Here is a 13318-nt window from a genome sequence, read left to right as displayed (position 1 = left end):
CGGTAATCCCGTATGCTGTAGATCGATAAGATGATACCTTACGCCATAAGGAGTTCAACGGTGAGCATCTTCGCCGGCCAGGGAGACGCGGGCCGGTCGATGGCCCTGCTGTGGGCGCCGCGGGCGCGGGCCACGGGCTCGGCCCCCGGGCCCAAGCCCACGCTGAGCGTCGAGGCGATCGTGGAGGCGGGCATCGCGGTGGCCGACGCCGACACCCTGGCGGGGCTGTCGATGCGCACCGTGGCCCAGCGGCTCGGGCGCTCCTCCATGGCCCTGTACACCTACGTGCCCGGCAAGGCGGAGCTGCTGGACCTGATGTACGACCGGGTGCACGCCGAGATGCCGCCCGCCCGGGACCCGGACGGGGGCTGGCGGGAGGCGGTGACGGCGTGGGCCGGGGAACTGTGGTCGCTCTACCTGCGGCATCCGTGGGTGGTGCAGGTGTCCTACGCACGCCCCGTGCTCGGTCCCAACGAACAGGCCGTCCTGGAACGGCTGGTGGGCATCCTGTACGGCGCCGGCCTCGACGCCGGGACGCTGCGCGGGACGGTGACCGCGCTGTTCCACTTCGTCCGCGGGACGGCGCAGACCGTGGCCGAGGCGCGGCTCGCCGCGACGGCGACCGGCGTGTCCGACCAGGAGTGGTGGGCCGGCCGCTCGGCCCTGCTGGGTGAACTGGCGCCCGACTTCGCCGAACGCTTCCCCATGTCGGCCCGGCTCGCCGGGGAGACGGCGGCCGGACACGGCGACGACAGCGCGCAGGAACCGCCCGGGGACGAGGCGGCGCCGTACCTGGAACGGCAGATGGACCGGACGTTCACCGTCGGCCTCGCCATCCTGCTGGACGGCGTCGAGGCGGCCGTCGGTCGTGAGCCGGGCCCTTGACCCTCACGTGGCGTCAGGCCGCATAGTCGGTGCCGTGGAGGATCACTGGACCGTGGGACACGTGGCCGAGCTGGCAGGTGTGAGCGTCCGCACGCTGCATCACTATGACGGGATCGGGCTCGTCCGGCCGTCGGCGCGGACCGCGGCCGGGTACCGGGCCTATTCGGCGGGCGACGTGGAGCGGCTGCGGGAGGTGCTGGCCTATCGGCGGCTGGGCTTCGGGCTGCGGGAGATCGCGGAACTGGTCGGCGACCCGTCCACCGACGCGGTCGCGCACCTGCGCCGGCTGCGCGGCCTGCTGCTGGAGCGGCGTGATCGCGCCGACGCCATGGTGGCGGCCATCGACAGGGAACTCCAGGCACGGGCGAGGGGACTGAAGGTGACGCCGGAGGAGCAACTGGAGATGCTCGGTGCACGGCTGTACGACGCGATCGGCGGCGCCTACACCGCAACGCGGCGTACCGAGCCGCGGATCGCCGCGCAGATCTGGGACGCACTCGGGGACGCGCGGACGGTGCTGAACGTCGGGGCCGGCACCGGCTCCTACGAGCCCGCCGATCGCGACGTGACCGCGGTGGAGCCCTCGGCCGTCATGCGGGGGCAGCGGCCTGCCGGCGCGGCGCCGTGCGTGGCCGCCGCCGCGGAGAGCCTGCCGTTCGGGGATCACTCCTTCGACGTCGCGATGGCCGTCTCCACCGTTCACCACTGGGAGGACCCGATGGCGGGGCTGCGCGAGATGCGGCGCGTGGCCCACCGCGTGGTGGTGCTCACGTTCGACACCGACGAGCCCGGATGGCAGGACCGGTTCTGGCTCACCCGCGACTACCTGCCCGAGTTCGCCGCCGTCCTTGCGGGATTCCCCTCGCTCGCCGGGATGGCCGGTGCGATCGGCGCCCGCGCCGAGCCGGTGCCCGTCCCGTGGGACTGCGCGGACGGCCTGTTCGAGGCGTACTGGCGCCGGCCGGCGGCGTATCTGGAGGATCACGTGCGCCGTGCGATGTCGGTGTGGACGAGGGTCGGACCGCAGGCCGAGCAGCGGGCGGTGCGAAGCCTCGGCGACGACCTCGACTCCGGCCGGTGGGCCGAGCGCAACGGCGACCTCGCCGGCCTCGACGCGGCGGATCTCGGCCTCCGCCTGCTCATCGCCTGAACCGCCTCGCACCGTCGACGCCCGGCGGCCGTGCACGGCACGAGGCCGTCGGCGGTGGACCGGCGGTTCAGCCGGCCACCCAGCACGAGGAGCAGGCCCGCCTCGGCGGCGAGGATGAGGGCGATGCCGCCCGCCCGTCCCCCCGCCGACGCGATCTCCCCCTCCAGCCGTGCCGGCATCCCCTGAGCCCCGCGGACGGGCCCGTCCGGCGTATGCCGGTGTACTCGCCCGAGCCGGGCGGAACCCTCAGAAGCCCTGGGCCAGGCGGTAGTAGGCCTGGTTCCAGCGGATCTCCTTGGTGAACTGGCGGGTGGTGGTCTCCGAGTCGATGACCAGCAGTTCGACGCCGAGCATGTCGGCGAAGTCGGCGAGCTCCTCGGTCCCGACCGCGGCCGACAGCACGGTGTGGTGCGGGGCTCCGGCCGTCAGCCACGCCTCGGCCGAGGTGCGCAGGTCCGGCCGGGGGCGCCACACGGCGCGGGCCACCGGCAGGCGGGGCAGCGGCTCGGCGGGGGCGACCACGTCGATCTCGTTGGCGACCAGCCGGAAGCGCTCACCCATGTCCGCCAGGCCCACCACCACCGCGGGGCCGGGCTGGGCGTCGAAGACCAGCCGGACCGGGTCCTCGCGGCCGCCGATGCTCAGCGGGTGGATCTCGCACGAGGGCGTGCTCGCGGCGATGGTCGGGCAGACCTCCAGCATGTGCGCGCCCAGGATGAGCTCCTGGCCCGGCACGAGGTGGTAGGTGTAGTCCTCCATGAACGACGTGCCGCCGGGCAGCCCGGCCGACATCACCTTCAGCGTGCGCAGCAGCACCGAGGTCTTCCAGTCGCCCTCGCCGCCGAAGCCGTACCCGTCGGCCATCAGCCGCTGCACGGCCAGGCCGGGCAGCTGCCGCAGGCCGCCGAGGTCCTCGAAGTTCGTGGTGAACGCCTTGAAGCCGCCGTCCTCCAGGAAGCCGCGCAGGCCCAGCTCGATCCGGGCGGCGTAGCGCAGGGAGTCGTGCCGTTCGCCGCCCGCGCGCAGCTCGGGGGCCATCTTGTAGGCGTCCTCGTACTCCGCGGTGAGCGCGTCCACCTCGGCGTCGGAGGTGGCCTCGACCGCGGCCACCAGGTCGTTGACCCCGTAGGTGTTGACCGAGACCCCGAAGCGCCGCTGGGCCTCCACCTTGTCGCCCTCGGTGACGGCCACGTCGCGCATGTTGTCGCCGAACCTGGCCAGCTTGAGCGAGCCCACCTCGGCGCGCCCGGCCGCGGCCCGGGCCCAGGCCCCGATCCGCGCGGCGACCGACGGGTCGCTCACGTGCCCGGCGACGGTCTTGCGGGGCACGCCGAGCCTGGCCTGGATGTAGCCGAACTCGCGGTCGCCGTGGGCGGCCTGGTTCAGGTTCATGAAGTCCATGTCGATGGAGTCCCACGGCAACTCCATGTTGGCCTGGGTGTGCAGGTGCAGCAGCGGGGTGCGCAGCGCGTCCAGGCCGGCGATCCACATCTTGGCCGGGGAGAAGGTGTGCATCCAGGCGATCACCCCGACGCACGCGTCCGAGGCGCCGGCCTCCAGGCACATCCGCCGGATCGCCTCGGCGTCGGTGAGCACCGGCTTCCACACCACGGTGAACGGCAGGGCCTCCTCCAGAGCCTCCGCGATCTGCCGGGACTGGTCGGCCACCTGCCGCAGCGTGGCCTCGCCGTACAGTCCCTGGCTGCCGGTGAGGAACCAGATCTCACGCTCGTGTCGGGTCAACGCGGACTCCTCTGTCCATAGACATTCTGGTAACGGTCGTACAGGCTGTCGATGTCGGCCTGCGCGATGGGCAGCGGCGTGCCGAGCTGTCGGGAGATGTGCACCGTACGGGCGACGTCCTCGCACATCACGGCGGCCTTGACCGCCGCCTTGGCGGAGGCGCCGACGGTGAAGACGCCGTGGTTCTGCATCAGGACCGCCGGGGACCGGTGGCCCTCCAGCGTCGCGACGATGCCCTTGCCGATGTCGTCGCCGCCGATCAGCGCGAACGGCCCGAGCGGGATCTCGCCGCCGAACTCGTCGGCCATGGCGGTGAGCACGCACGGGATCGCCTCGCCGCGGGCCGCCCAGGCCGAGGCGTAGGTGGAGTGGGTGTGCACGACGCCGCCGACATGCGGCATGGCCCGGTAGACGTAGGCGTGGGCGGCGGTGTCGCTGGAGGGGGCGTAGTCGCCCTCGACCAGGTTGCCGTCCAGGTCGCACACGACGATCGAGTCCGGGGTCAGGTCGTCGTAGGAGACGCCGCTCGGCTTGATGACGAACAGGTCCTCGCCCGGCACCCGGCCCGAGACGTTGCCCGCGGTCCAGGCGACGAGGTTGTTGCGGACCAGTTCGGCGTGGAGGTCGCAGACGGTCTCCCTCAGCTCACGAACGCGGGGGTTCACGCGGTCACCTCGTTCCGCAGGGCGCGCAGGCGGTGCAGAACGTCGTTGCCATGGGGGTGCTCTCCTCGTCCGAAGTGGTCGTGCAGGTGGCAGTACTCGACGTACAGCCGGTCGTAGGCGTCGGCGCGCCCGGCGTCGGGCACGTAGGCGGCCTCGGTGCGCTTGCCCATGGCCGCGGCGGCCTGTTCGATGTCGGGGTAGGCGCCGGCGGCGACGGCCGCGTGGATCGCCGAGCCGAGCGCCGGGCCCTGGTCCGAGCCGATCACCGAGATGGGGCGGCCCAGCACGTCGGCGTAGACCTGCATGAGGAAGCGGTTCTTCAGCAGGCCGCCGGCGGCGACGAACTCCTCCACCCGCACGCCGGCGTCCTCGAACGTCTCGACGATCATGCGGGCGCCGAAGGCGGTGGCCTCGATGAGCGCCCGGTAGGTGTGCTCGGGGCGGGTCGCGAGCGTCTGGCCGACGATCACCGCGGACAGGTCGTGGTCGACCAGGACCGACCGGTTGCCGTTGTGCCAGTCCAGCGCCACCAGGCCGTGCTCGCCGACCTTCTGCTCGGCGGCCAGCTCGGTGAGGTGCTCGTGCACGGTACGGCCCAGCCGCTCGGCCTCGCGCTCGTAGGAGCCGGGCACGCAGGTGTCGACGAACCAGCCGAAGATGTCGCCGACGCCGGACTGGCCGGCCTCGTAGCCCCACAGGCCCGGCACGATCCCGTCGCGCACCACGCCGCACATGCCCGGCACCTCGGCGAGGGCCTCGGAGGACATGACGTGGCAGGTGGAGGTGCCCATGATGGCGACCATCTGGCCGGGCCGGACGGCGTCGGCGGCGGCCGCGGTGACGTGGGCGTCGACGTTGCCGACCGCGATCGCGATCCCCTCGGGGAGCTTGGTCCACTCGGCGGCCTCGGCCGTCAGGCGGCCCGCCAGGCCGCCGAGCGGAGCCAGTTCCCGGCCGAGCTTGCCGGTGAAACCGGCGAAGGCGGGATTGAGCTCGGCCAGGAAGTCATCGGAGGGGTAGGCGCCGTCCTGGTGGATCCCCTTGTACCCGGCGGTGCAGGTGTTGCGGGTCTCCACGCCGGTGAGCTGCCAGATGATCCAGTCGGCGGCCTCGATCCAGCGCTCGGCCAGGTCGTAGACCTCGGGGTCCTCCTCCAGGACCTGCAGGCCCTTGGCGAACTGCCACTCGGAGGAGATCTTCCCGCCGTAGCGCGGGAGCCAGCTCTCGCCCCGCCGCTCGGCCAGGGCGTTGATCCGGTCGGCGTGCGGCTGGGCGGAGTGGTGCTTCCAGAGCTTGGGCCAGGCGTGCGGCCGCCCGGCCAGCCCGTCGACCTCGCACAGCGGGGTGCCGTCGGCGGTGGCCGGCAGCACCGTGCAGGCCGTGAAGTCGGTGCCGATGCCGATGACCTGCGACGGGGAGATTCCGGAGACGGCCACCGCCTCGGGCACCGCGGTGCGCAGCACCTCGCGCCAGTCCTGCGGCGACTGCAGCGCCCAGTCCGGGCCCAGCTTCACCTCCGTGCCGGGCAGCCGGTCCTCGATCACGCGGTGGGCGTACTCGTGCACGGCGCTGCCCACCTCGGCACCGTCGGAGACCCGTACCACGACGGCGCGGCCGGACAGCGTGCCGAAGTCGACGCCGACCACGTAGCTGTCGTTGTTAGCGCTCACAATTTCTCCAGGGTCAGAGGGGTCCATGGGGGCGTTCCGGCGGCTCTACGGGCGCCGGGCCGTGATGAGGCGCTGGAGCAGGATGAAGACGAACAGCAGCATGCCGATGAAGATCTTCGTCCACCAGGAGCTCAGGGTGCCCTCGAAGCTGATGATCGTCTGGATCAGGCCGAGGACGAGGACGCCCAGCACGGTTCCCAGCACGTAACCCGATCCGCCGGTCAGCAGCGTGCCGCCGATGACCACCGCCGCGATCGCGTCCAGCTCCATGCCGACCGCGTGCAGGCCGTACCCGGAGAGCATGTAGAACGACAGCAGCACGCCGCCGAGCGCGGAGCAGAAACCGCTGATCGTGTAGACCGCGATCTTCGTGCGGGCCACGGGCAGGCCCATCAGCATCGCGGACTGCTCGTTCCCGCCGACCGCGTAGACGTTGCGGCCCAGGCGGGTGTAGTGCAGCACGTAGGTGGCGACCGCGACCACCGCCAGGGCGATGAGGACGCTCGGCGAGATGAACATCTCGGCCGACAGGTCGATCCGCGTCTGGGCGATGGCGGTGTAGGTCTCGTCGGTGATCGGGATCGAGTCGGTGCCGATCGTGTAGCACAGGCCCCGAGCCAGGAACATCCCGGCCAGCGTGACGATGAACGGCTGGATGTCGAAGTAGTGGATGATGCAGCCCATCGCGAAGCCGAGCGCCGCGCCGATGAGCAGGACCAGCGGGATCACCAGCAGGGGCGGCCAGCCCTGACCCGTCACCAGGCTCGCCGAGATCATCGTCGACAGCGCGACCACCGAGCCGACCGACAGGTCGATGCCGCCGGTGAGGATCACGAAGGTCATGCCGATCGCGACGACGAGCAGGAAGGCGTTGTCGATGAAGACGTTGAGCACGATCTGCCCCGAGGCGAAGGCCTCGTAGCGCATCCCGCCGACCACGAACATGGCCAGCAGCAGGGCGCCCGTCGCCATGACGGGGATGTACCTCTCCCGGCCGCGCAGCACCGCGGCGCGGGCCGGGCGGTCCGCGGTCCGCCCCTTGGGGCCGGAGGGGCCGGAGGTCACGACGTCCGAGCTCATGCCGGCACCTTCACCTTCGGATCGGCGCTCGCCGGCGACGCGCCCGGGCGCCGGCCGCGGCGGTGGAAGACCTTCTCTCGGAAGGCCGGGGACTGCAGGAGGCACACGACGGTCACCACGAGCGCCTTGAACAGCAGCGTGGTCTCCGGCGGGATGCCGACGGAGTAGATCGTGGTGGTCAGCGTCTGGATGATGAGCGCGCCGAGCACGGTGCCGCCCAGGGAGAAGCGGCCGCCGACGAGGGAGGTGCCGCCGATCACCACGGCGAGGATGGCGTCGAGCTCGATCCACAGGCCCGCGTTGTTGCCGTCGGCGCTGGAGACGTTCGAGCTGATCATCAGACCGGCGATGCCGGCGCACAGCGCGCAGAACGCGTAGACCGTGATGATCAGACCGCGGGACCGGATGCCCGCCAGCCGGCTGGCGGTCGCGTTGCCGCCGACGGACTCGATGAGCAGGCCCAGGGCCAGGCGGCGGGTGAGGAACGCGGTGATCGCCAGGACGGCCGCCACGACGATGATGCCGAAGGGCAGGGTGAGCCAGTAGCCGCCGCCGATGAGCTTGTAGGGGCTGCTGTTGATCGTGATGATCTGGCCGTCGGTGATCAGCTGGGCGAGGCCGCGGCCGGCCACCATGAGGATCAGGGTGGCGATGATCGGCTGGATCCCGAAGCCGGCCACCAGGAAGCCGTTCCACAGGCCCAGCACCAGCGACAGGCCCAGCGCCAGGCCGACGGCGACGAGCACGCCGCCCACGTCCTGCTGGTCGTCCAGGCCGCTGATCCACAGGCAGGACAGCGCCCCGGAGATCGCCACCACCGAGCCGACCGACAGGTCGATGCCGCCGGTGGCGATGACGAGGGTCATGCCGACCGCGACCAGGATCAGCGGCGCGCCGAACCTGGCGATGTCGACGAGGCTGCCGTAGAGGTGGCCGTCCTTCATCTCGATCGACAGGAAGCCGGGCGTGAACAGCACGTTGGCCAGCAGCAGCAGGGCCAGGACGACGCCGGGCCACAACAGCCGGTGCCCGGTCACCGCGGCCAGGCCCGCCCTGCGGCCCGGACGGGCCGCCGCAGCCGGGGCGCTCGTGCCGGTCGAAGCTGTCGCAGCGGTTTCGGGAGCCGCCTCGGACGGGCCGGACCGGGCCACGGTCACGGACGGGTCGGCCCCCGTCCCGGGCTCCGCGGGCTCGGCGGGGTCCGCGCCGCTCATGGGCGGACGTCCGGTGGGAGCGGTCATGTACGGCCTCCGCTCGCGATGGTCTCCATCAGGACTCCGGTGGTCAGGTCGTCGTCGTTGGGCAGCTCGGCCACCAGCCGGCGGTCGCGCAGGACGCCGACCTTGTGGCTGAGGCGCAGGACCTCCTCCAGCTCGGCGGAGATGAACAGCACCGCCATGCCGCCGTCGGCCAGGGAGGCGACCAGGCGCTGGATCTCGGCCTTGGCCCCGACGTCGATGCCCCGGGTGGGCTCGTCGAGGATGAGCAGCCGCGGCTCGACGATGAGCCAGCGGGCCAGCAGCACCTTCTGCTGGTTGCCGCCGCTGAGGTTCTTCACGAGCTGGTCGGGGTTGGCCGGGCTGATCCTCAGCGCCTGGATGTACTTGTCGACCAGCTCGTCCTGCCGGCGGCGCGGGATCGGCCGCGACCACCCGCGGGCGGCCTGCAGGGCCAGGACGATGTTCTCGCGGACGGTGAGGTCGGGGATCAGTCCCTCGGCGCGCCGGTTCTCCGAGCAGAAGGCGATCCCGCGGGCCGTGGCGGCCCGGGGGGTGCGCAGCGCCACCGGCGTGCCGCCGACGGCCACCTCCCCCGTGGTGGCGTGGTCGGCCCCGAACAGCAGGCGCGCCACCTCGGTGCGGCCCGAGCCGAGCAGCCCGGCCAGGCCGACCACCTCACCCTCGTGGATGGTGAGCGTGAACGGCTCGACGGAACCGGAGCGGCCCAGCGAGCGCGCCTCCACGAAGGGCTGCGAGCGCTCGACGGCCTCCAGCTCCTTGGGCTTCTCGTCGAGCTCGGTCAGGTCCTCGAGCTCCTTGCCGATCATCTTGCCGACGAGCTCGACCTGGCCGAGCTCGCTGGTGAGGTACTCCCCCACCAGCCTGCCGTTGCGCAGGATCGTCATGCGGTCGGCGATCTCGTAGATCTGGTCGAGGAAGTGCGAGACGAACAGGATCGCGATGCCCTCGTCCTTGAGCCGGCGCATCACCCGGAACAGCTGCTCGACCTCGCCGGCGTCGAGACTGGAGGTCGGCTCGTCCAGGACCAGGACCCGGGCGGAGATGTCGACGGCGCGGGCGATGGCGACCATCTGCTGCACGGCCAGGGAGTAGGCCGACAGGGGCGCCGTCACGTCGATGGCGAGGTCGAGCCTGTCCAGCAGAGCCGTGGCCCGCCGCCGCATCTCCCGCCAGCGGATCCGGCCCAGGCGGCGCGGCTCGCGGCCGATGAAGATGTTCTCCGCCACCGAGAGGTTCGCGCAGAGGTTGACCTCCTGGTAGACCGTGCTGATGCCGGCCTGCTGCGCCTGCAGGGGGTTGGCGAAGGCGACCTTCGCGCCGTCCAGAGTGATCTCGCCGGCGTCGATGTCGTAGACCCCGGTGAGGACCTTGATCAGGGTCGACTTGCCGGCGCCGTTCTCCCCCATCAGGGCGTGCACCTCTCCCGGCATGAGCCGGAAGTCGACGTCGCTCAGCGCCCTGACGCCGGGGAACTCTTTGCAGATCCCGCTCATCCGCAGGATCGGGACGGGTGTGGCCATGCGGCGTCCCTTCCTCGGGGGGAACGGGCCGCTCCGAAGTGCGAGTTCGGAGCGACCCGTCGGGTCATCAGTACTGGCGGGTGGGCAGGGCTTCCTTCGCCTGCTCCTGGGTGAAGGTGGTCTCCTCGGTCACCACGCGGGCGGGCACCTGCTCTCCCGCGACGACCTTCTTGGCGAGGTCCATCAGTTGCGGGCCGAGCAGCGGGCTGCACTCGACGATGAAGTTGATCTTCCCGTCGGCCAGCGCCTGCATGCCGTCCTTGACCGCGTCGACCGTGATGATCTTGATGTCCTTGCCCGGGACCTTGCCCGCGCCCTCGATCGCCTCGATCGCGCCCAGGCCCATGTCGTCGTTGTGCGCGTACAGCACGTCGATGTCCGGGTTGGACTTCAGGAAGGCCTCCATGACCTCCTTGCCCTTGGCCCGGGTGAAGTCACCGGTCTGCGAGGCGACGATCTTGAACTTGGCGTCCGCCCCGATGACCTCGGCGAAGCCCGCCTTGCGGTCGTTGGCCGGGGCCGAGCCGGTGGTGCCCTGCAGCTCGACGATGTTCACCGGCTCGGTGGAGTCCTTGTACTCCTCCACCAGCCACTGGCCGGCCTTCTTGCCCTCCTCCACGAAGTCCGAGCCGAGGAAGGTCTTGTAGAGGGTGGTGTCCTTGGAGTCCACGGCGCGGTCGGTGAGGATCACCGGGATCTTGGCGTTCTGGGCCTCCTTCAGCACGGTGTCCCAGCCGGACTCCACGACCGGCGAGAAGGCGATGACGTCGACCTTCTGCTGGATGTAGGAGCGGATCGCCTTGATCTGGTTCTCCTGCTTCTGCTGCGCGTCGGAGAACTTCAGCTCGATCCCGGCCGTCTTGGCCGACTCCTGCACGGACTTGGTGTTGGCGGTACGCCAGCCGCTCTCCGCGCCGACCTGGGAGAAGCCCATGGTGATGCTGCCGTCACCGCTGCCGCCGCCCGACCCGGCGGTGGCGCTGTCGTTGCCACCGCCGCCGCAGCCGGCCATCGTCATGGCGACGGCTCCGGTCAGCAGCAGTACGGACATCTTCTTCAACACGGTGGGGGGTTCCTTCCTTTATGTGAGCGCTAACATCCACGGCGGGACCGTGGCGCCCTGTCTCTTCCTTTACGGCTATCGCCGGGCCGGCGAGGTGCTGGCCCTGACCTTGAACTCCGGCGAGACGACGAATCGTTCGCGGGACTGCGCCTGACCCTCCTCGATCTGCTTGAGCAACATCGCGATGCTGTGCCTGCCCACCGCCCCGAAGTCCTGGCGGACCGTGGTGAGCGGCGGAGAGAAGAACTCCGACTCGGGGACGTCGTCGAACCCGACGACGCTGATGCGTCCGGGCACGTCGACGCCCGCCTCGGCGAACGCCCGCAGCGCCCCGAGCGCCATCTGGTCGTTGGCCACGAACACGGCGGTGATCTCCGGTATCCGGGCCAGCAACCGCCCGGCCTCGTAGCCCGAGCGCGGGCTCCAGTCGCCGGGCAGCGGCTCGGGGACCGGCCGGCCGGCCGCCTCCAGGGCGGCCCGCCAGCCCGCGATCCGCCCCTCGGCCTCCAGCCAGTCCAGCGGCCCGCGCACGTGCCAGACCGTCTCGTGACCCAGGCCGAGCAGATGCTCGGTCGCCAGGCGGGCGCCCTCGACCTGGTCGACGCTGACCACGCTGACGTCCCCGCCGTGGTCGCCCTCGACGGCGACGGCCGGGACGCCGGGCGGCAGGTCGGCCAGCGCGCTGGCCGCCGAGCGCTGCGGCGCGACCACGACGATGCCGTCGACGCCCTGCTCGGCGAGATAGTCCAGGGCCTCGCGCACGCCGGCCCTGTCGATGGTGCGCAGGCTGACGATGCTGACGAAGTAGCCGGCCGCCCTGGCCGCCTGCTCGATCCCGTAGACCGTGCTGGCCGGGCCGTACAGGGTGGTGTCGAAGCTGACCACGCCGAGGGTGCGCGAGTGGCGGGTGACGAGTGCGCGGGCGACGAGGTTGCGGCGGTAGCCGAGCTGGTCGATCGCGGCCAGGACCCGGGTACGGGTCTCGGTGCGCACGTTGGGGTGATCGTTGAGCACGCGCGAGACGGTCTGGTGGGACACACCGGCCACCCTGGCCACATCGGCCATCACCGGGGAGCGGCGCTCCTGTCTCGAACTCACGGTCACTTCCTTTCCTGGCTTGGAGTGACTGTGAACGTTAACAACGGGTGTCGTCAAGAAGTTCGCCGGTTACGGTCTGGTCACATGGAAACGCCCCGTTAACCCCTCTTGACGAGGAGCCTCCGGGTTCCTACCGTTGTCGCGGTCAGCATTGTTAACGTTAACCATTCCCCCGGGACCGTCCCCTCGGAGAACCCACGGATGAGCGGTGACGCAACGGCATGGGCAGACGCTCCACCCCCCGGTGCTCCGCTTCGCCGAGCAGGATCTCCACGGCCCGCCGGCCGAGCCACTGGTGCGGCAGGGCGACGCTGGTGAGCTGCGGCCGTAACCAGGTGGCGAGGTCGGAGTCGTCGAAGGAGACGACCGAGACGTCCTCGGGGATGCCCAGTCCCGCCTCCTGCAGCGCCTGATAGACGCCGAGGGCGACCCGGTCGTTCATGCAGATCAGCGCCTTGGGCAGGTGCCCGGCGGCCAGGAACCCCGCCGTGGCCTCGTAGGCCGACTCGGGCCACCAGGCGCAGTCCACCGAGCCGGCCAGGGAGGTCCCCGCCGCGCCCAGGGCGGCCTCGATGCCCTGGATGCGCTCGTTGCCGGCGATCAGGTGCGGGGCCCGCTCGCCGACCAGGTGGATGCCCTCCCGGTGCCCGGCGTCGATCAACGCCTGCGCCGCCGTACGGCCGGCCCCCACCTCGTCGGGGACCACGGCCGGGATCTCCCGCCCCGCGGCCGCGCAGTTGAGCAGGACCAGCCGCTGGCCGCGCAGGCTGCGCGGGACGCGCGCCCGCCGGGTGTACATGGTGGCGTAGATGAACCCGTCGACCTGGCGGTCCAGCAGGTCGTTGATCAGGCGCTCCTCCAGGACGGGATCGCCCTCCGTCTCGCCGATGAACAGCAGATGCCGGCGTTCGGCGGCGGCGGCCAGGCTGCCGTACACGATCTGCCCGGCGTACTGCTCGGTGGCGATCGTGTCGGAGATCAGCGCGATCGTCTGGGTCACCTTGCTGCGCAGGCTGCGCGCCATCAGGTTGGGCCGGTAGTTCAGCTCGTGTGCGACCCGCAGGACCCGGTCGCGGGTCTCCACGGAGATCCGCATGTCGGTGCGCCCGGTCATGACGAAGGAGGCCGTCGTCGGGGAGACACCCGCCCGCCGGGCCACCTCCGTCAGCGTCGCGCGGTGTTGCGTCATCCGACCATGATCGG

11 protein-coding genes are annotated in these 13318 nt (G+C 71.3%); 2 read left to right on the top strand and 9 right to left on the bottom strand.

Annotation, left to right across the window (positions count from 1 at the left end; translation table 11 throughout):
• Window positions 1-60 precede the first annotated feature (60 nt).
• Together Pta02_RS10815 and Pta02_RS10810 are read left to right on the top strand one after the other, a co-directional pair.
• On the top strand, window positions 61-885 hold the full coding sequence (locus tag Pta02_RS10815) for a TetR/AcrR family transcriptional regulator (protein ID WP_203874602.1): 825 nt from the start codon (window positions 61-63) through the stop codon (window positions 883-885).
• Between the two features lie 34 nt (window positions 886-919).
• On the top strand, window positions 920-2035 hold the full coding sequence (locus tag Pta02_RS10810; RefSeq protein ID WP_203874601.1) for a MerR family transcriptional regulator: 1116 nt from the start codon (window positions 920-922) through the stop codon (window positions 2033-2035).
• Window positions 2036-2281: 246 nt separating this feature from the next.
• Here the strand turns inward: Pta02_RS10810 and araA are convergent, their stop codons facing one another.
• The 9 genes from araA to Pta02_RS10765 form a co-directional block, all read right to left on the bottom strand.
• Window positions 2282-3778 (bottom strand): L-arabinose isomerase, encoded by a 1497-nt coding sequence (gene araA, locus Pta02_RS10805; RefSeq protein ID WP_203874600.1) that lies wholly within the window; start codon window positions 3776-3778, stop codon window positions 2282-2284.
• Window positions 3775-4443, bottom strand: a complete 669-nt coding sequence (locus tag Pta02_RS10800; RefSeq protein ID WP_203874599.1) for an L-ribulose-5-phosphate 4-epimerase — start codon at window positions 4441-4443, stop codon at window positions 3775-3777. The genes araA and Pta02_RS10800 overlap by 4 nt, the downstream gene beginning before the upstream one ends.
• Complete coding sequence (gene araB / locus Pta02_RS10795) at window positions 4440-6140, bottom strand: ribulokinase (RefSeq protein ID WP_203874598.1); 1701 nt, start codon at window positions 6138-6140, stop codon at window positions 4440-4442. The genes Pta02_RS10800 and araB overlap by 4 nt, the downstream gene beginning before the upstream one ends.
• A gap of 18 nt (window positions 6141-6158) precedes the next feature.
• Window positions 6159-7193, bottom strand: coding sequence for a galactofuranose ABC transporter, permease protein YjfF (gene yjfF / locus Pta02_RS10790; RefSeq protein ID WP_203874597.1), 1035 nt, complete (start codon window positions 7191-7193; stop codon window positions 6159-6161).
• On the bottom strand, window positions 7190-8434 hold the full coding sequence (locus Pta02_RS10785; RefSeq protein WP_239130091.1) for an ABC transporter permease: 1245 nt from the start codon (window positions 8432-8434) through the stop codon (window positions 7190-7192). Before Pta02_RS10785 ends, yjfF begins: the two co-directional genes overlap by 4 nt.
• Window positions 8431-9954 (bottom strand): sugar ABC transporter ATP-binding protein, encoded by a 1524-nt coding sequence (locus Pta02_RS10780; RefSeq protein ID WP_203874596.1) that lies wholly within the window; start codon window positions 9952-9954, stop codon window positions 8431-8433. Before Pta02_RS10780 ends, Pta02_RS10785 begins: the two co-directional genes overlap by 4 nt.
• A 67-nt stretch (window positions 9955-10021) precedes the next feature.
• Window positions 10022-11017, bottom strand: coding sequence for an ABC transporter substrate-binding protein (locus tag Pta02_RS10775; protein WP_203874595.1), 996 nt, complete (start codon window positions 11015-11017; stop codon window positions 10022-10024).
• A 75-nt stretch (window positions 11018-11092) separates the two neighbouring features.
• Entirely contained in the window at window positions 11093-12082 is a 990-nt protein-coding gene (locus Pta02_RS10770; RefSeq protein WP_203874751.1) for a LacI family DNA-binding transcriptional regulator, read from the bottom strand.
• A gap of 193 nt (window positions 12083-12275) precedes the next feature.
• A complete protein-coding gene (locus Pta02_RS10765; protein WP_203874594.1) occupies window positions 12276-13304 on the bottom strand; it encodes a LacI family DNA-binding transcriptional regulator in 1029 nt (342 codons plus the stop codon).
• Window positions 13305-13318 lie beyond the last annotated feature (14 nt).

The organism is Paraplanobispora takensis (assembly GCF_016863195.1).
In the GTDB taxonomy this organism is placed as follows: Bacteria; Actinomycetota; Actinomycetes; order Streptosporangiales; family Streptosporangiaceae; genus Planobispora; species Planobispora takensis.
Note: the sequence above shows the minus strand (reverse complement) of the source record. Positions and strands in the feature narration are given on the sequence as shown.

Coding starts and splice junctions, on each gene's coding strand:
- Pta02_RS10785 (WP_239130091.1), bottom strand. CDS start 8,434: ATGACCGCTCCCACCGGACGTCCGCCCATGAGCGGCGCGGACCCCGCC.
- araB (WP_203874598.1), bottom strand. CDS start 6,140: ATGGACCCCTCTGACCCTGGAGAAATTGTGAGCGCTAACAACGACAGC.
- Pta02_RS10770 (WP_203874751.1), bottom strand. CDS start 12,082: ATGGCCGATGTGGCCAGGGTGGCCGGTGTGTCCCACCAGACCGTCTCG.
- yjfF (WP_203874597.1), bottom strand. CDS start 7,193: ATGAGCTCGGACGTCGTGACCTCCGGCCCCTCCGGCCCCAAGGGGCGG.
- Pta02_RS10780 (WP_203874596.1), bottom strand. CDS start 9,954: ATGGCCACACCCGTCCCGATCCTGCGGATGAGCGGGATCTGCAAAGAG.
- Pta02_RS10765 (WP_203874594.1), bottom strand. CDS start 13,304: ATGACGCAACACCGCGCGACGCTGACGGAGGTGGCCCGGCGGGCGGGT.